Annotated in this window: 15 protein-coding genes; 10 read left to right on the top strand and 5 right to left on the bottom strand. The window is 71.8% G+C overall.

All coding sequences use genetic code 11. The annotated features are described in order from the left end of the window. Positions 1-40: 40 nt before the first annotated feature. Entirely contained in the window at positions 41-1,489 is a 1,449-nt protein-coding gene (locus tag ACIPK3_RS02435) for an MFS transporter (RefSeq protein ID WP_402565899.1), read from the top strand. A gap of 225 nt (positions 1,490-1,714) precedes the next feature. Here the strand turns inward: ACIPK3_RS02435 and ACIPK3_RS02430 are convergent, their stop codons facing one another. Continuing rightward, a complete protein-coding gene (locus ACIPK3_RS02430; RefSeq protein WP_402565897.1) occupies positions 1,715-3,097 on the bottom strand; it encodes a glycine--tRNA ligase in 1,383 nt (460 codons plus the stop codon). Between the two features lie 161 nt (positions 3,098-3,258). On the opposite strand from ACIPK3_RS02430, the gene ACIPK3_RS02425 reads away from it, so the two are divergent. The 4 genes from ACIPK3_RS02425 (at position 3,259) to ACIPK3_RS02410 (ending at position 6,403) form a co-directional block, all read left to right on the top strand. Next, a complete protein-coding gene (locus ACIPK3_RS02425) occupies positions 3,259-4,221 on the top strand; it encodes a metal ABC transporter substrate-binding protein (RefSeq protein ID WP_402565895.1) in 963 nt (320 codons plus the stop codon). A 29-nt stretch (positions 4,222-4,250) separates the two neighbouring features. Beyond that, entirely contained in the window at positions 4,251-5,018 is a 768-nt protein-coding gene (locus ACIPK3_RS02420; RefSeq protein ID WP_402566835.1) for a metal ABC transporter ATP-binding protein, read from the top strand. Beyond that, entirely contained in the window at positions 5,018-5,917 is a 900-nt protein-coding gene (locus ACIPK3_RS02415; RefSeq protein WP_402565893.1) for a metal ABC transporter permease, read from the top strand. The genes ACIPK3_RS02420 and ACIPK3_RS02415 overlap by 1 nt, the downstream gene beginning before the upstream one ends. Before the next feature lie 69 nt (positions 5,918-5,986). Then, positions 5,987-6,403 carry a Fur family transcriptional regulator gene (locus ACIPK3_RS02410; RefSeq protein WP_402565891.1) on the top strand — a complete coding sequence of 139 codons (417 nt, stop codon included), beginning with the start codon at positions 5,987-5,989 and terminating at the stop codon, positions 6,401-6,403. Between the two features lie 57 nt (positions 6,404-6,460). On the opposite strand, the gene ACIPK3_RS02405 is transcribed toward ACIPK3_RS02410, so the two are convergent. The 3 genes from ACIPK3_RS02405 to recO form a co-directional block, all read right to left on the bottom strand. Then, complete coding sequence (locus ACIPK3_RS02405; RefSeq protein WP_402565889.1) at positions 6,461-7,792, bottom strand: histidine-type phosphatase; 1,332 nt, start codon at positions 7,790-7,792, stop codon at positions 6,461-6,463. 76 nt (positions 7,793-7,868) lie between these two features. Then, positions 7,869-8,717: an isoprenyl transferase gene (locus ACIPK3_RS02400; protein WP_402565887.1), complete on the bottom strand. Its 849-nt coding sequence runs from the start codon at positions 8,715-8,717 to the stop codon at positions 7,869-7,871. A 43-nt stretch (positions 8,718-8,760) separates the two neighbouring features. Then, a complete protein-coding gene (gene recO / locus ACIPK3_RS02395) occupies positions 8,761-9,507 on the bottom strand; it encodes a DNA repair protein RecO (protein WP_402565886.1) in 747 nt (248 codons plus the stop codon). A gap of 442 nt (positions 9,508-9,949) precedes the next feature. On the opposite strand from recO, the gene ACIPK3_RS02390 reads away from it, so the two are divergent. Genes ACIPK3_RS02390 through ACIPK3_RS02370 form a run of 5 tightly spaced genes read left to right on the top strand, consistent with a single transcriptional unit; the run spans position 9,950 to position 16,508 of the window. Further along, positions 9,950-11,569, top strand: a complete 1,620-nt coding sequence (locus ACIPK3_RS02390; protein ID WP_402565884.1) for an ABC transporter substrate-binding protein — start codon at positions 9,950-9,952, stop codon at positions 11,567-11,569. A gap of 4 nt (positions 11,570-11,573) precedes the next feature. Then, on the top strand, positions 11,574-12,533 hold the full coding sequence (locus ACIPK3_RS02385; protein ID WP_402565882.1) for an ABC transporter permease: 960 nt from the start codon (positions 11,574-11,576) through the stop codon (positions 12,531-12,533). Beyond that, positions 12,533-14,488 (top strand): dipeptide/oligopeptide/nickel ABC transporter permease/ATP-binding protein, encoded by a 1,956-nt coding sequence (locus ACIPK3_RS02380; protein ID WP_402565880.1) that lies wholly within the window; start codon positions 12,533-12,535, stop codon positions 14,486-14,488. Before ACIPK3_RS02385 ends, ACIPK3_RS02380 begins: the two co-directional genes overlap by 1 nt. After that, positions 14,485-15,528 (top strand): oligopeptide/dipeptide ABC transporter ATP-binding protein, encoded by a 1,044-nt coding sequence (locus ACIPK3_RS02375; RefSeq protein ID WP_402565878.1) that lies wholly within the window; start codon positions 14,485-14,487, stop codon positions 15,526-15,528. The genes ACIPK3_RS02380 and ACIPK3_RS02375 overlap by 4 nt, the downstream gene beginning before the upstream one ends. Further along, positions 15,525-16,508, top strand: a complete 984-nt coding sequence (locus ACIPK3_RS02370; RefSeq protein ID WP_402565876.1) for a dihydrodipicolinate synthase family protein — start codon at positions 15,525-15,527, stop codon at positions 16,506-16,508. The genes ACIPK3_RS02375 and ACIPK3_RS02370 overlap by 4 nt, the downstream gene beginning before the upstream one ends. Here the strand turns inward: ACIPK3_RS02370 and ACIPK3_RS02365 are convergent. Next, a complete protein-coding gene (locus tag ACIPK3_RS02365; RefSeq protein WP_402565874.1) occupies positions 16,505-17,701 on the bottom strand; it encodes an exo-alpha-sialidase in 1,197 nt (398 codons plus the stop codon). The genes ACIPK3_RS02370 and ACIPK3_RS02365 overlap by 4 nt on opposite strands. Positions 17,702-17,837: the final 136 nt, after the last annotated feature.

Below are 17,837 nucleotides of genomic sequence, written 5' to 3'. Positions count from 1 at the left end.
ACTCTGGTACCCGTCTGAGTGGCGGCGCAGGCTCTGTTCCATGACCGATACCGTCACCACCACGACCACGAGTCCGACCGTGCGGTCCCCGTCCGCCGCGCTCGCCGGACCCGCACTGAGCGGACCGGGACTGTTCACCGTCCTGCTGGCCGCGGCCCTCCCCCTCGTCGACTTCTTCATCGTCAACGTCGCCCTGCCCACCATCGGCCGGGACCTCTCCGCGAGCGAGGCCGTCCTCGAACTGGTCGTCGCCGGATACGGCGTCGCGTACGCCGTGCTGCTCGTCCTCGGCGGACGGCTCGGCGACCTGTTCGGGCGGCGTCGGCTCTTCATCGGCGGCATGATCGCCTTCGGCCTGACGTCGCTGGCCTGCGGACTGGCACCGGACGCCTGGACCCTGGTGGCGGCGCGGGTCGCGCAGGGCGCGGCGTCCGCCGCGATGCTGCCGCAGGTGCTCGCCACCATCCAGGCGACCACCACGGGCGCGCGCCGCGCGAAGGCGATGAGCCTCTACGGCGCGACCGCCGGCCTGTCCATGGTGGCGGGCCAGATCCTCGGCGGCGTCCTGGTCGCCGCGGACATCGGCGGCACCGGCTGGCGCTCGGTGTTCCTCGTCAACGTGCCGGTCGTCGTCCTCGGCCTGGTCCTCGCCGCCCGGTTCGTCCCGGAGACCCGCTCCCAGCGCCCCGAGCCGGTCGACGGCCCCGGCACGGTGCTGCTCGCCCTGTCCCTCCTCGCGCTGCTCGTCCCGCTCACCGAGGGCCGGACGGCGGGCTGGCCGCTGTGGACCTGGCTGTCGCTGGCCGCGTTCCCGGGCCTGGCGGCCGCGTTCTACGCCGTGGAGCGCCGGGCGGACCGCGCCGGCCGCACCCCGCTGGTCCCGCCGAGCCTGCTCGCCCTCACGTCACTGCGCCGGGGCCTGGTGCTCATGGTGCCGTTCTCGATGGGCTTCAGCGGCTTCATGTTCGTGATCGCGGTGGCCCTCCAGCAGGGGGCACGGCTCGGCCCGGTGGCCGCGGGCCTGGCGCTGGCCCCGATGGCGACGGCCTTCTTCCTCGTCTCCCTCGCCGGCCCGCGGCTGGTCGCCCGCTTCGGCTCACGCGTGGTCACCGCCGGTTCGCTGCTCCAGGGGGTGGGCGTGGCGCTGATCGTGCTGACCGTCTGGCGCGACTGGTCCGGCCTGGACGTCGTCTCCCTGCTCCCCGGGACGGCGGTCGCCGGTGCCGGTCAGGCACTCCAGCTTCCCGTGGTCCTGCGGCTCGTCATGTCCGAGGTCCCGGCGGCCCGGGCCGGGGTGGGCAGCGGCGTGATGGTCACCACCCAGCAGTCGGCGCTGGCCCTGGGAGTGGCGACGCTGGGCACCCTGTTCCTGTCACTGATCCCGCACTACGGCATCCAGCGCGCACTGCTGGTGGCACTCTTCTGCCAACTGGCCACGGTGGCCGCCACCAGCCTCCTGAGCCTGCGCCTGCCGCGCAGGGTCGGCTGACGCCGGGATTCGTGACGGCCTGTCGGCTGCGCCCCGGGGCCATCCTTACGACGGCTCCGAAGCCCGGGGCAGCCCAACCCTACGATTTTGCAAGGAAGTTGGGTAAAAGGACCTAAGGGCATGGATTCCGGATTCCAGAGCCCCGGCAGACAAAAGGCCGGTCCCGGCGGGGCAACCCGTCGGGACCGGCCTTCCGCGCTCGGTGCGCCTACGCCGTCAACGTGACTACGCGCCGACCAGACGCGAGGCCAGGTAGCCCTCGATCTGGTCCAGCGACACGCGCTCCTGCTTCATCGAGTCGCGCTCGCGGACGGTCACCGCGTTGTCGTCCAGGGTGTCGAAGTCGACCGTGACGCAGTACGGCGTGCCGATCTCGTCCTGGCGGCGGTAGCGGCGGCCGATGGCGCCCGCGTCGTCGAACTCGATGTTCCAGTTCTGGCGCAGCGCCTGGGCGAGGCCCTTGGCCTTCGGGGAGAGCTCGGGGTTGCGGGAGAGCGGGAGCACCGCGACCTTCACCGGGGCCAGGCGGTGGTCCAGGCGCAGCACCGTGCGCTTCTCCAGCTTGCCCTTGGCGTTGGGGGCCTCGTCCTCGATGTAGGCGTCGAGGAGGAAGGCGAGCATGGCGCGGCCGACACCGGCGGCGGGCTCGATGACGTAGGGGGTCCAGCGCTCGCCGGCCTCCTGGTCGAGGTAGGACAGGTTCTGGCCGGAGGCCTTCGCGTGGGCCGACAGGTCGTAGTCGGTGCGGTTGGCGACACCCTCCAGCTCGCCCCACTCGTTGCCGCCGAAGTTGAAGCGGTACTCGATGTCGGCGGTGCGCTTGGAGTAGTGGGAGAGCTTCTCCTTCGGGTGCTCGAACCAGCGCATGTTCTCCTCACGCAGGCCCAGGCCGGTGTACCAGTTCCAGCGCTGCTCCATCCAGTACTCCTGCCACTGCTCGTCCTCGCCCGGCTTGACGAAGAACTCCATCTCCATCTGCTCGAACTCGCGGGTGCGGAAGATGAAGTTGCCGGGCGTGATCTCGTTGCGGAAGGACTTGCCCATCTGCGCGATGCCGAACGGCGGCTTGCGTCGCGAGGTGGTCTGCACCTGGGCGAAGTTGGTGAAGATGCCCTGGGCGGTCTCCGGACGCAGGTAGGCGACGGAGCCGGAGTCCTGGGTCGGACCGAGGTGGGTGGAGAGGAGGCCGGAGAACTGCTTGGGCTCGGTGAACTGGCCCTTGTTGCCGCAGTTGGGGCAGTTCACGTCGGCGAGGCCGTGCTCGGGCAGGCGGTTGTGCTTGGCCTCGTACGCCTCCTCCAGGTGGTCGGCGCGGTACCGCTTGTGGCAGGAGGTGCACTCGGTCAGCGGGTCCGTGAACGTGGCGACATGGCCGGAGGCGACCCAGACCTCGGAGGCCAGGATCACGGACGAGTCGATACCGACCACGTCCTCGCGCGACGTCACCATGTAACGCCACCACTGGCGCTTGAGGTTCTCCTTGAGCTCGACACCCAGCGGTCCGTAGTCCCAGGCGGCCTTCTGACCGCCGTAGATCTCACTGCACGGGAATACGAAGCCACGGCGCTTGCTCAGGCTGACGATGGTGTCGATCTTGTCGGCGGCCACGGTGCTCTCTTCATTACGACGACGGGCGAGGAAGCGAGATGCTTCAGAGCTAATGCTTCAGGTTACCGGCGGGGCATCCCCGACCTCCAAATCGGTATCGCCCCAGGAGCTCTCAGCAGGCTTGTTGACAACCGTTTCCATCTTTGTTGAAAATGACTGTCATGAACGTACGGCGACGCCTCATACCCGCGGCCGCGGTGACCGCGGTCACCACCCTCGGGCTCGGCACCCTCACCGCCTGCGCGACGGACCGCGCCGAGGCACAGACGAGCAAGTTCGACGTCGTCACGTCCTTCTATCCCATGGCCTTCCTCGCCGAGCGGATCGGCGGCAGCCACGTCCACGTCACCAGCCTGACCTCCCCCGGGCAGGAACCGCACGACCTGGAGCTCAGCACCAAGCAGATGGTCCAGCTCCAGCAGTCCGACGCCGTCCTCTATCTCAAGCACCTCCAGCCCGCCGTCGACGACGCGGTGGCCCAGTCCGATCTGAAGACGAAGATCGACGCGGCCTCCCTGACCACGCTGAAGGAGCACGGCGCCGAGGTCGGCGGCCACGCGGCCGCGCACGAGGGCGACGGGCACGAGCACTCCGAGGAGTCCGGCAAGGACCCGCACTTCTGGCTCGACCCCGTGAAGTACGCCGAGGTCGCCAAGGGCGTGGGCGCCGCCTTCGCGAAGGCGGACCCGGAGCACGCCGCCGACTACCGGAAGAACACCACCGCCCTGGTGCGGCGGCTCGGCGGTCTCGACACCCGGTTCCGGCAGGGCCTCGCGGACACCCGCGGCAAGGTCTTCATCACCACGCACGCCGCCTTCGGCTACCTCGCCGAGCGCTACGGCCTCACCGAGGAGGCCGTCAGCGGACTCGACCCCGAGTCCGAGCCCACCGCCGGACGGGTCCGGGACCTGGAGAAAATGGCCCGCGCCGACGGCGTCACCACCGTCTTCTACGAGACCCTCGTCAGCGACCGCACCGCGAAGACCATCGCCGAGGACGCCGACCTGAGGACGGACGTCCTCGACCCGATCGAGGGCATCACGGACAGGTCCCGCGGCAAGGACTACTTCGCCGTCCAGGAGGCCAACCTGAAAGCCCTGCGCACAGCCCTGGGAGCGAAGTGACCAACCGCACGGAGGAACACGAGAACGCCATGGGTGAGCCCGTCATAGCGATGCGCGGTGTGACCGCCGAACTCGGGTCGCGCCCCGTCCTGCGCGGCATCGACCTGACCGTGCGCCGCGGCGAGGTCGTCGCCCTGCTCGGCGCCAACGGCTCGGGCAAGTCGACGGCCATCCGCGGCATCATCGGACAGGTACCGGTCAGCAGCGGCACCATCGAGCTGTTCGGCACCCCCCGCCGTACCTTCCGCGACTGGGCGCGCGTGGGCTACGTACCGCAGCGCACCACGGCCGCGGGCGGCGTCCCCGCCACGGTCACCGAGATCGTCTCCTCGGGGCGCCTGTCCCGCACCCGCTTCGGGCTCTTCCGCAGGACCGACCACGAGGCGGTACGGCGGGCCCTGGAGTCGGTCGGCATGGCCGACCGGGCCGGTGACTCGGTGAACGCGCTCTCCGGCGGCCAGCACCAGCGGGTGCTCATCGCCCGCGCCCTGGTCGCCGAGCCCGAGCTGCTGATCATGGACGAGCCGATGGCCGGCGTCGACCTGGCAAGCCAGGAGATCCTCGCGCACACCCTCGCCGACCAGGTCGCGAAGGGCACGACCGTCCTGCTGGTGCTGCACGAACTGGGCCCGCTGGAGCCGCTGATCGACCGGGCCGTCGTACTGCGCGACGGCTGCGTCCAGCACGACGGCCCGCCGCCGCGCGCCGTCGGCCAGCACGCCCTGCCGGGCCACGACCACGTACACCCGCACGCGCCCGAGGGCGCCGAGCCGATCCGCACGGGACTGCTGAGCTGATGGACTTCCTGAACTACGCCTTCATGCAGCGGGCCCTGCTCGCCGCCGTACTGGTCGGCATCACCGCCCCCGCCGTCGGTATCTACCTGGTCCAGCGCCGCCAGGCCCTGATGGGCGACGGCATCGGCCATGTGGCGATGACCGGCGTCGGCCTCGGCTTCCTGCTGTCCACCTCCCCCGTCTGGATGGCGACGGCGGTCTCCGTGCTCGGCGCGGTGCTGATGGAACTGATCCGCTGGTACGGCCGCACCCGCGGCGACATCGCCCTCGCCATGCTCTTCTACGGCGGCATGGCCGGCGGCGTGATGCTCATCAACGTCGCGGGCGGCTCCAACGCGAACCTCACCTCGTACCTCTTCGGCTCGCTCGCCACGGTGTCCCAGTCCGACGTCACCGCGATCTGCGTGCTCGCCGCCTTCGTCCTGCTCGTCACCATCGGTCTGCGCCGACAGCTGTTCGCGGTCAGCCAGGACGAGGAGTTCGCCCGGGTCACCGGCCTGCCGGTGCGCGCCCTCAACCTGCTGACGGCGGTCACCGCGGCGGTCACGGTGACCGTCGCGATGCGCGTGGTCGGGCTGCTGCTGGTGTCCGCGCTGATGGTCGTGCCGGTGGCGGCCGCACAGCAACTCACCCGCAGCTTCACGGCGACGTTCGCGATCGCCGTCGCCATCGGGGTGACCGTCACCATCGGCGGCACGGTCACGTCGTACTACCAGTACGTGCCGCCCGGCGCGACCATCGTGCTGCTGACCATCGGCGCGTTCCTCGTGATGACCGCGCTGGCCGCTCCGCTGGGCCGCCGCCGCGCCCGTGCGGCCGCGGCCTCGCGGCCCGCCGGGGACCCCGTGGAGTGCTCGATTCCGGCCACCCGGGAGGCGGCCGACGAGGTCGGCGTCTGACCGCGCGCGTCCCGGGCTGGCACAATGGCCCGGCAGACGCAGACGCGAGCCGGAAACAGGAGGCAACCGGTGACGACCGCTGGACCGCCCGTGAAGGGCCGTGCGACCCGCCAGCGGGCTGCCGTGGCGGCGGCCCTGGGCGAGGTCGACGAGTTCCGCAGCGCGCAGGAGCTCCACGACATGCTCAAGCACAAGGGCGACTCGGTCGGGTTGACGACGGTCTACCGGACCCTTCAGTCACTCGCCGACGCGGGTGAGGTCGACGTCCTGCGCACCTCCGACGGCGAGTCCGTCTACCGTCGCTGCTCCAGCGGCGAACACCACCACCACCTCGTCTGCCGTGGCTGCGGCAAGGCCGTCGAGGTGGAGGGGCCCGCGGTGGAACAGTGGGCGGAGACCATCGCGGCCGAGCACGGTTACGTCAACGTGGCGCACACGGTGGAGATCTTCGGCACCTGCGCGGAGTGCGCCGCCGGTTGCGCGTGAGTCGTGCGGGTTGCCTGACGCGGCCGGGACCGGGGGCTGCCGCCCCCGGTCAGGCGTTCAGCCGCGGCCGAAGCAGCGTTCCAGTTCGTTCACGTCGTAGAACCTGCTGCCCTTGGTGATCGGGTGGCAGTCCTGCTTGAAGGCCGTCTCCCGCTCGTTGTAGAGCATGCGCACCAGGTAGCGGTTGCCCTTGCTGAAGACGTCCCACTGGATGTTCGCGCCCAGGGGGGCCACCGACGCACCCCGCCAGGGGTTGGAGACGTAGGTGTAGGGGCGGCCGGGGGCGGCCGGCTCGGTGCTGCCCGGCAGGCCCATCAGGGCCGCCAGCGGGATGATCTCCTCGGCGTGCGTGAAGCGCAGTTCGGCGCCCAGGTCGCTGGTACCGGCCCGCTTGGCCTCGATCTGCTTGAAGAAGTCGTCCAGCAGGACACCGGCCATCTTGTACGTGATGTCGCTGTCCGCGAAGCCCGGGCCCTTCTCGTAGAAGTCCTCGGTGTCGCCGAGGTAGCCGAACCAGGCAGCGTCCCGCCGCGAGATGAAACGGTCCATGGCCCAGCCCCTGCCACCGGGGCTCTCCTCGCTCATCGCCGGGGCGATCGCGTACAGGTTGTAGACGGCCTGGGCCGCGGCGACCCGGTCCTCCTCGGAGATCCCGGCCACGAAGTCGCTCTTGAAGATCTCCCGCAGGACGCTTCGGGCCGCCCGGTGGGTCCGCGGCTGGTCCGTGATCGACTTGAGGGTCGTCGCCAGCCGCTGGTCGTTCTCCACGTAGTCACGGTAGGCCGCGCCACCCGCCGACTTGTGGAAGTACAGCAGGTCCTTGTCGGTGCGGGCCGGGCCGATGAGCGGCTTCAGCGCCGGGTCGGCCTCGGCGAGGGCGCCGGTGAACTCGTTGCCGCTGTCGACGGCACGACCCTGTCCCGAGCTGACCACGTCGATCTTCTCGCCCCGGTCGGCGATCCGCGCGAAGAGTCCGGGCAGCCGCCGCTGCGCGCGAACGGCGGTGTCCCGCATCTCCCGCTCGCCGCGACCGCTGAGGTTGCCGTACCCGACCTTGGCCATGGCGTCCATCAGCGCACGGACGGTCGGACCGAACTCCTTGCCCCGGCGGGTGAGTCCGCCCTCGGTCTCGGCCTTGCCCCACAGGGCGAGGATCAGGTCGCCGTCCTCGCTGTCGGTGGCGGAGCGGGAGCCGTGCCGGGAGACGTTCTCCGTGAAGACGGGGGCGAATCCGGCCGGGGGCCGCTGGTAGGTGCGCGGGTTCTGCTCAGGCGTGTACGTCGCCTTGGTGCCGTAGGCGTCGCGGTGCGCGGGCTGGTGCGCGGCCTCGGCGGGCGAGGCCGCGACCAGCAGGGAGCACAGGGCGAGGGCGGGGGTGAGGCGTCTCATGAGCCGATCGTCGATCACTCGCGTGAACCTCCGGTGGCTGTGAGGTGGCTGGCTGCCCCTCGGCCCGCTCCCCCGTCTACTCGCCCGTCTCCTCCGCGGTGCGTCCCTCCATGGCGGCGAGTTCCTCGTTGGGGATCGCGCCGCCGAACCTCCTGTCGCGGGAGGCGAATTCGAGGCAGGCCCGCCACAGGTCGCGCCGGTCGAAGTCGGGCCACAGGACGTCCTGGAAGACCATCTCGGCGTACGCGCTCTGCCACAGCAGGTAGTTGGAGGTGCGCTGCTCGCCGCTGGGCCGCAGGAACAGGTCCACGTCCGGCATGTCCGGGTAGTACAGGTACTTCTGGATGGTCTTCTCGGAGACCTTCGACGGGTCGAGCCGGCCCGCCTTCACGTCCTCCGCCATCGCCTTGGCCGCGTCGGCGAGTTCGGCGCGACCGCCGTAGTTCATGCAGAAGTAGAGGGTCAGCAGGTCGTTGCCCTTGGTCTGCTCCTGGGCGACCTGGAGCTCCTTGGCGACCGACTTCCACAGCCGGGGCATCCGGCCCACCCAGCGCACCCGGATGCCGAGCTCGTCGAGCTGGTCGCGGGTCTTGCGGATGAAGTCCCGGTTGAAGTTCATCAGGAAGCGCACCTCGTCGGGCGAGCGCTTCCAGTTCTCGGTGGAGAAGGCGTACAGGGAGATGTTCCGGACGCCGATCTCGATCGAGCCCTGGAGCACGTCGAGCACGCGCTCCGCGCCGACCTTGTGGCCCTCGGTGCGGGGCAGCCCGCGCTCCTTGGCCCAGCGGCCGTTGCCGTCCATGACGATCGCCACATGCTCCGGGACGAGCTCACCGGGGAGCTTCGGCGGGCGGGCGCCGGACGGGTGCGGCTCCGGCGTCCTGTGCTCGCGGCGCTGGCGCCCCAGAATCCCGCGTACCACCATGTGCCTCTCGTCTCCCTTGTCCCTCTGCTTGCTTTTCCACTGGTTACTTTTCCACGTACCTGAGCGAGCGCAGTCCGCGCTCCAGGTGCCAGTGCAGGTAGGCGGACACCAGCCCGCTCCCCTCCCGGACATACCGCGGCTCGCACGCGTCCGCCGTCTCCCAGTCTCCCGTAAGCAGCGCGCCGAGCAGGAGGAGGGTCTCCGGCGAGGGTACGACGCTGCCGGGCACCCGGCAGTCGACGCAGACGCTGCCGCCGGAGGCGACCGAGAAGAACCGGTTCGGTCCGGGCATTCCGCACTTCGCGCAGTCGCCGAAGCTGGGGGCGTAGCCGTTGACCGCGAGGGAGCGCAGCAGGAAGGCGTCGAGCACCAGGTGCGGGGCGTGCTCGCCGCGGGCCAGGGTGCGCAGCGCGCCGACCAGCAGCAGATACTGCTGCACGGCGGGCTCGCCCTCGTGGTCGGTGAACCGCTCGGCGGTCTCCAGCATGGCGGTACCGGCCGTGTACCGCGCGTAGTCGGTGACGATGCCGCCGCCGTACGGCGCGATGGTCTCGCTCTGGGTGCACAGCGGCAGCCCGCGGCCGATCAGCTCGCCACCCCGGGCGAAGAACTGCACGTCGACATGGGAGAAGGGTTCGAGCCGGGCACCGAACTTGGACTTCGTGCGCCGCACCCCGCGCGCCACGGCCCGTACCCGGCCGTGACCGCGTGTGAGCAGCGTGATGATGCGGTCCGCCTCTCCCAGCTTCTGGGTGCGCAGCACGATGCCGTCGTCCCGGAAGAGGCTCACCGCGGACCCCCGCACCCGGTGGAGCGCGGGCAGCCGTGGTCGCGGAACGAAGTCATGCCCCCATTCTGCCCTCGCGCGGCCGGTGCCGGACAGCCGCGTCGCCCGCCCGCACCAACTCCCGCCATTTCCCTCTCCCTTGACCACTCCCCCCGGCGCCCAGGGTCTGTCGTTCGGATCAGGCCGCAGACGCGGGGTCCGGCACGCACGGCCGCCGCGTTGTCGTCGGTCGCCGACGCGCCGCGTCGACTCCCTCCTCCGCCTTGCAGCCGCACGCACCGGACCCCGCTCACCCCCGCCGACAACGCACCCTCGGAATCCTGCGACCCGATCCGAACGACAGACCCTGCGCCATTCGTGTGGGCCGCCTTGACCGCTCGCCCCCGCGGGCGCTCCCATGGTCACGCCGACCGAACGGACATAGACCTTCATATCTGGAGGAACCGTGCACGACGACGTGCCCCGCGAGGTGCCGGAGCCGTATCGCCGGTCGCTCCTGAAGCGCACGGCGGCGGCCCTCCTCCCGCTGTCGCCGTTCTCGACGGCCGCCTGTTCCGCCGGGCCGGAGTCCACGAACGCCGTCGGCGGGAAGGACCGCACGCTGACCGCGGTGATCGGGTACGGCAACGACGGCAGCTGGGATCCGACGCAGACGGCGTCCGCGTTCGCCATGGCCGGGAACAACCATGTCTACGAAGGACTGCTCGACACCGACCCGGTCACCCGCGAGCCGTACGCGGCCCTCGCCACCCGGCTGCCCGCCGACCCCCGCGCGACCACCTGGCGGTTCACACTGCGGCCGGGCGCGGTGTTCCACGACGGCAGGCCGGTGACCGCCGACGACGTGGTCTTCGCCTTCGACCGGATCCTCGACCCGGGCACGCAGACCCTGGCCAAGGGGTTCTTCGCGGACTGGCTGACGGAGGTCCGTAAGGTCGACGCGCGCAGCGTCGAGCTGGTGCTCGGGTTCCCGTTCCCGGACGGCCTCCCCCGGCTCACCCTGGCCAAGATCATGCCAAGGCACGTGTTCTCCCGGCCGGGGGCCTGGGACGACGCGGTCAGGGGCAGGGCCGTCGGCTCGGGGCCGTACCGGCAGGTCGCGCACCACCCGAAGTCCAACACCGTCTTCGAGGCGTTCGACGGCTACAACGGGGCGCGCCGGCCCGCCTTCCGGCGGATGAACTGGCTGACCATCGTGGACGCCGCACCCCGCGTGGCGCGGATCTCCGGGGCCCGTGCGGGCGCGCAGCTCGCCGACAACGTCCCGTACGCCAACATCGCGCGGCTGCGCGAGGGCGGGATGTCGGTGGTGGGCGCGGCGGGCATGAACAACCTGTTCCTGATGTTCAACACCGGGCACAGGCCGTTCGACGACGTACGGGTGCGGCAGGCGCTGCACCACGCCATCGACACCCGGACGATGGTCGAGGTCGCGCTCAAGGGGCACGGCAGACCCGCCACGTCCTTCCTCGACGAGGGCAACCCCTCCTACCGGCGGGCGAGGACCGTGTACGGCCACGATCCCGGCAGGGCGCGGGCGCTGCTGAAGGCGGCCGGGGTGAGGGACCTGAAGGTCGACCTCCTCGCGGTGAACGTCAGCTGGGTCACGGACTGCCTGCCCACCATCAAGTCGTCCTGGGACGCGATCGGGGTCGAGACCACCCTGTCCCCGCAGGAGACCACGGCCGTGTTCACCAAGCTGGACCAGAAACGGGATTACCAGGTCGTCGCCGCTGCCTCCAACCCCAACCAGTTCGGCGTCGACGCCGACCTGATCCTGCGCTACAACTACGGCCCCCGGAACCTCTGGACGGGCTACGCCCGCTGGACCGGGCACCCGGTCGCGAAGCGGCTCTTCACGGACATGGACCGGGCCACCCGGGAGCCCGACCCCGAGCGGAAGAGGGCGCTGGTCCAGGACTGCCTGGACGTCGTCGCCGAACAGGCCGTGCTCTACCCGGTCGTGCACAACGAGCTGATGACCGCCTGGAACCCGCGGAGGCTCACCGGGATGCGGGCGCAGCCCTATCCGGGCGTCAACCTGCTCCAGGCGAAGTGGGTCTGACGGCATGACGGTTTTCGTACGGATCCTGCTCCGCCGGATCGCCCTGCTGGTGCCGCTGATGCTGGGCATCGTGCTGTTCGTGTTCCTGGTGATGCGGTTCTCCGACGTCGATCCGGCGTCCGCGTTCTTCCAGGGCGCCAACCCGACCCCCCGGCAGCTGCACGACTTCCGGGAGCGCGGCGGCCTGCTCGACCCGCTCCCGGTGCGCTACGTGCACTTCGTCGGCGACCTGCTCCACGGGAACCTGGGGACCAGCACCCTGACCCGGGCACCGGTCGCCGACCAGATCGTCACCGCCCTGCCGCTCACCCTCCAGCTCACCTTCCTGGGGCTCGGCATCGCGGTGCTGCTGGCGCTGCTCGGCGGGGTGACGGCGGCGGTCCACCGGGACCGGCTGCCCGACCGCATCGTCCGGGTCGTGTCGCTGACCGGGGTGGCCGCGCCGGGATTCTGGCTGGCGCTGCTGATGATCCAGTACCTGGCGGTGGAGCGGGGCTGGTTCCCGGCCGGCGGCTATGTCAACCCGGGCGACTCGGTCACCGGCTGGCTGCGCACGATGGCCCTGCCCGCGCTCGCACTGTCCCTGCCGGTGGCCGCGCAGCTCACCCGGATCGTGCGCACGTCCGTGGTGGAGGAGCTGGACAAGGATTATGTGCGCACCGCGATCGGCGGCGGGCTGCCGCCCCGGGTGGTGGTGGGGCGCAACGTGCTGCGCAACGCCCTCGTCAACCCGCTGACCGTGCTCGGCCTGCGCGTCGGCCATCTGCTGGGCGGTGCCGTCGTCATCGAGACCGTCTTCTCGCTGCCGGGCATGGGGAAACTGATGATCGACGCCGTGCAGAACGGTGACCCGGCGGTCGTCCAGGGTGTCGTACTGACCACGGCGGCCGGTTTCGTCGTCGTCAACCTGGTCGTCGACCTGCTCTGTCTCCTGGTCAACCCGCGGCTGAGGGAGGCGACCTGATGTCCAGGCTGCCCCTGTCGTCCAAGGCCGCCGTGGGCGTGCTGGCCGTCGTCGTGCTGTTCGCCCTGCTCGCGCCGGTGCTCGCCCCCGACGACCCGCTCGACCAGCAGCCGCCCGCGGACGGCACCGGGCATCCGTCCGCCGCCCACTGGCTGGGGCAGGACAGTCTCGGCCGGGACATCCTCAGCAGGCTGATGTACGGCGCCCGCTGGTCCCTCGCCATCGGCCTGGGCGCGACGGCGCTGGCGCTGCTGGCCGGCGCGGTCCTCGGGGCGGTGGCGGCCACCTCCCGCAAGGGCCTGGACGAGACGCTGATGCGCTGTCTGGACGTGGTGATGGCGTTCCCCGGCATCGCGCTGGCCGCCGTGCTCGTCGCCGTCTTCGGCGGCGGCATCACCGTACTGATCTGCGCGATCGCGTTCCTGTTCACCCCGCCGATGGCACGGGTCGTACGGGCGAACGTCCTCGACCAGTACGGCGAGGACTACGTCACCGCGGAACGGGTGATCGGCGCGCGCACACCGCACATCGTGTTCCGGCACGTCGCCGTCAACTGCGCGGCGCCGGTGCTGGTGTTCTGCACCGTGCAGGTCGCCGAGGCGATCGTCTTCGAGGCGTCGCTGTCCTTCATCGGCGCGGGAGTGCGGCCGCCGGACCCGTCCTGGGGCAGTGTCATCGCCGACGGCAAGAACATGGTGCTCACCGGCGGCTGGTGGGCGACCGCGTTCCCCGGGCTGCTGATGCTCGTCACCGTCCTGTCGCTGAACGTCCTGTCCGAGGGTGCCTCGGACGCGTGGGCGGCGCCCGCAGGCCGGGAGACGGCCCTACGTTCCGGCGAGGACGGCCGGGAGCCGCTCCACGAGCCGCAGACACACGGGCCGCAGGCGCACGGCGGCGAAGTGCCGCCGCTGCCGCCCGGTCTGGCCGAAGCGGCCGCCCGGCTGCGCGCGCGGGTCCGGCCGCCGGACGGCACGGGCGGCACGGGCGGTCCGCCGGTGCTCGCGGTGGAGGAGCTCGCGGTCGGCTTCGGCCGTCGGAACGGCGGCGTGGACATCGTCGCCGGGGTCGGCTTCGAGGTGCGGGCCGGGGAGGTCCTTGGCCTGGTCGGCGAGTCCGGCTGCGGCAAGTCGCTGACCGCGCTCGCCGTCATGGGACTCCAGCCCCGGGACGCCCGGGTCGGCGGGCGGATCCGGTTCGGCGGCCGGGACCTGCTCGCCGTACCGGAGCGGACCCGGCGCGCGCTCCTCGGCCACGAGATGGCGATGGTCCACCAGGACGCGCTGTCCGCCCTGAACCCGGCGATGACCGTCCGCGCCCAGCTGGGGCAGCTCGTCCGGCGCGGCGGCCGCCGCACCCCGGCGGAGCTGCTCACCCTGGTCGGCCTCGACCCCGGCCGCACCCTGCGCAGTTGTCCGCACGAGCTGTCCGGCGGGCAGCGGCAGCGCGTGCTCATCGCCATGGCCCTGTCCCGCGACCCCCGACTGATCATCGCCGACGAGCCGACGACCGCACTGGACGTGACCGTGCAGGCGCAGGTCATGCGGCTGCTGCTGAGGCTGCGGGAGGAGCTGGGCTTCGCACTGGTCCTGGTCTCGCACGACCTGGCGCTGGTCGCCGACGTCACCGACCGGGTGGCGGTGATGTACGGCGGGCGGATCGTGGAGACGGGGGTGACCGCCGACCTGCTGGCGGCCCCGGCCCACCCCTACACACGCGGGCTGCTCGGCAGCGTCCTCTCCCTCGAAACGGCGGCCGAACGGCTGACCCGGATCCCGGGCACCGTCCCGGCCCCGTCCGGCTTCCCACCGGGCTGCCGCTTCGCGAACCGCTGCGGCTCGGCGACCGAGGCATGCCGCGCGACCGTCCCGGCCCTGACCGGAACGCCCACCCACACGGTCGCCTGCCATCACCCGGCGGTGGATCCGACGACACCGCGGAGCGAGGCCGTCACGTGAACGCACCCACGGCCGCGGCCACAGCCGCGCTCGCACCCGCACTCGCTGAACTGGCGAACGTCCATGTCGTCCACAAGGCGCGCGGCGGCGGCCTGTTCGGCCGGGAGCGGGTGTACGCGCTCACCGGCGCCGGTCTCGTCGTGCGGGCCGGGGAGACGGTGGGGGTGGTGGGCGAGTCCGGGTGCGGGAAGTCGACGCTGGCGAAGGTGCTGGTGGGGGTGGAGCGGCCGACGGCCGGAACGGTCTCGTTCCGGGGGCGTGACCTGTGGGCCATGTCTGCCGGGGAACGCCGGGCCGCCGTCGGGACGGGGGTCGGGATGGTCTTCCAGGATCCGTCGACGGCGCTGAACCGGCGGCTGCCCGTTCATCGCATCCTGCGCGATCCGCTGGACGTCCACGGGCGCGGGACACGGCCCTGGCGGGACGAACGGGTCGGGGAGCTGCTGTCGCTCGTCGGACTGCCCCGCGCGCTGGGCGACGCCCTGCCCGGACAGCTCTCGGGCGGGCAGCGGCAGCGGGTCGCGATCGCCCGCGCGCTGGCCCTGGAGCCGCAGCTGGTGGTGGCCGACGAGCCGACGAGCGCGCTCGACGTGTCGGTGCGGGCGCAGATCCTGAACCTCCTCCACGATCTGCGGGAACGCCTGGGACTCGCCCTGGTCCTCGTCTCGCACGACATCCGGACCGTACGGCGGATGAGCGACCGGGTGATCACCATGTACCTGGGCCGGATCGTCGAGGAGACCCCGGCCGACCGGGTCACCGACCGGGCGCGGCACCCGTACACCCGCGCCCTGTTCTCGGCCGTGCCCGGCCTGCTCGACCGGGTCGACCCGATCCCGCTGACCGGCCCGGTGCCGTCGGCGACCCGGCCGCCGAGCGGTTGTCCGTTCCGCACCCGCTGCTGGCGGGCCGACGAGGTGTGCGCGGCGGTGATGCCCGGCTTCTCGGCCGCGTCGCACCCGGCACATCGCTACCGCTGTCACCATCCTGTGGAGGAGGACCAGTCGACCCGCGACCTCGTTCCCAGGGAGCCCCGATGACCTTCCCCGCGCCGTTGACCGGTGTCGTACCGCCCGTCTGCACTCCCCTGACGCCGGACCGCGAGGTGGACGTCCCCTCGCTGCTCAGGCTCGTGGACCATCTGGTCGAGGGCGGAGTGCACGGCCTGTTCCTGCTCGGCTCGACCTCGGAGGCCGCGTTTCTGACGGACGCGCAGCGCGCGCTGGTGGTGGAGGCGGTGGTGGCCCATGTGGGCGGCCAGCTGCCGGTGCTGGCCGGGGCGATCGACATGACCACGTCCCGGGTACTGGACCACGTCCGGGCGGTCACCGCGGCGGGCGCGCGGGCGGTCGTCGTCACCGCCCCCTTCTACACCCGCACCCACCGGGCGGAGATCGCCCGCCACTACCGCCGGATCGCGGACGCCGCGCCCGTCCCGGTCATCGCCTACGACATCCCTGGCGCCGTCCACACCAAGCTGCCCGCCGACCTGGTCCTGGAGCTCGCCGACGACGGCGTGCTCGCGGGCCTGAAGGACTCCAGCGGTGACCTCGCGGGCTTCCGTGAGGTCGTCGCCGGCGCCCGGAGCCTCGCGCGCACCACCGGGTTCGCCGTGCTCACCGGCTCGGAACTGGTCGCCGACGCGGCCCTGGCGCTCGGTGCCGACGGAGTGGTGCCCGGTCTGGCCAACGTGGACCCGCACGGCTATGTACGGCTCTACCGGCTGGCCCGCTCGAACGACCCGGTCGGCGCGCGCGCCGAACAGGACCGGCTGTGCGCCCTGTTCGGCATGGTGAACGCCGGTGACCCGGCCCGGATGGGCGGCAGCTCGTCTGCGCTCGGCGCGTTCAAGGCGGCCCTGTATCTGCGGGGCGTCATCGACTGCCCGGCAACGGCCGAGCCGCAGATCCCGCTGTCCGCGGAGGAGACCGAACGGGTGGGGAAGCATCTGGCGGGCGCGGGGCTGCTCCAGGGCGTGTCTGACACGCCCTGGGGCTGGTCGTCGCCCGGTGGGCACTAGAAGTCGGCGGCCCGCATTCGTCGGAACTCGATCGTGTCGTAGGTGCCGGCCGTTCCCGTCTCGTACAGCAGGCCCACCGTGCCGCCGTCCACCTGAACGAGGTCGGAGTAGGCGGCCTTGTGCTCGGACAGGGTCAGCGCCCTGGTGAAGGTACGTCCGGCGTCGGTGCTGTGCCAGACGGTCATCGAGCGGCGGGCGGTGGGCACGGACGGGCCGGAGAAGAGCAGCGGGGCGCGGCGGCCGGGGAGCTGGAGCAGGGACCCGTGGACCACGGGGACCTGGTCCAGGGTGTGCTGGACGGCGCAGGGTCGGTCGAGGGTCCGGGCGCCGTCGCTGGAGTAGGTGTCGAGGCGGTTGCCGGGGGCGGTGCCGTTCTCGTCGCGGGAGGAGAAGTACAGCCTGCCGTCCGGGAGCTGGGCGGCCGTGCTCTCGTTGGCGTTGGTGACGCCGTCGTAGGAGGCGTCCACCAGGCCGAGCCGCCAGGTGCGGCCGCCGTCGTCGCTGTAGACGGCGTGGGCGCCGTAGTAGCGGGCCTCCCGGCCGGTGTCGGAGGAGCCCGCGGGCGGAACGGCCGAGTGGTTGGCGGGGACGACCAGGCGGCCCCGGTGCGGGCCGCGGGTGAGCGCGACGGCGTGCCCGGGGCCGGTCGCGTACCAGCGCCAGCCCTTCGGTTTGACCTGGGCGGTGACGTCCCGCGGTGGTGTGAAGCCACGGCCGTCGTCGGTGCTGCGCTGGACGAACACGCGACGGCTCTGCGCCGGAGTGACCTCGCCGCGCATGATCCGCGCCTCGGTCACGGCACCGCTGTTGTAGGAGGTGACCAGCACGACCGCGCCGGTGCGCGGGTCGATCACCGGCGCCGGGTTGCCCCGGGTGTTCCCGTGCCCGGCGGCGACCACGCGCGGCGGACCCCAGGTGCAGCCGCCGTCGGTGGAGCGTCTGAGGACGACATCGATGTCACCGGTGTCACCGGCGCCGTGGTGCCTGCCCTCGGCGAAGGCCAGCACGGTGCCCCGTGGGGTGACCACCGTGGCGGGGATGCGGTAGGTGTCGTAGCCGCCCGTGCCGGACACGTACGGCACCGAGGAGACGCAGCCCGGCGCCACCTGGGCCGCTTGAGTCGGCTGGGTGAGGGGCAGCGGGGTCAGCAGGGCGGTGGCGGCGGCGAGGAGGGTGCGGCGGAGGAATGTCATCCCTCTCCCTTGGGGTCCCTTGGGGCGGTGTCCCGTACGACGGGACGGTGGCCGGTGTCGGTCACATGCTCCCCGGCACCCGGGCCGCGACCCCCGAACCGGCGCGGAGTGTCCGTGTGGGGTGTGGCGCGGGTGG

The organism is Streptomyces sp. NPDC086787, from assembly GCF_044745865.1.
Classification (GTDB): domain Bacteria; phylum Actinomycetota; class Actinomycetes; order Streptomycetales; family Streptomycetaceae; genus Streptomyces.
Note: the sequence above shows the minus strand (reverse complement) of the source record. Positions and strands in the feature narration are given on the sequence as shown.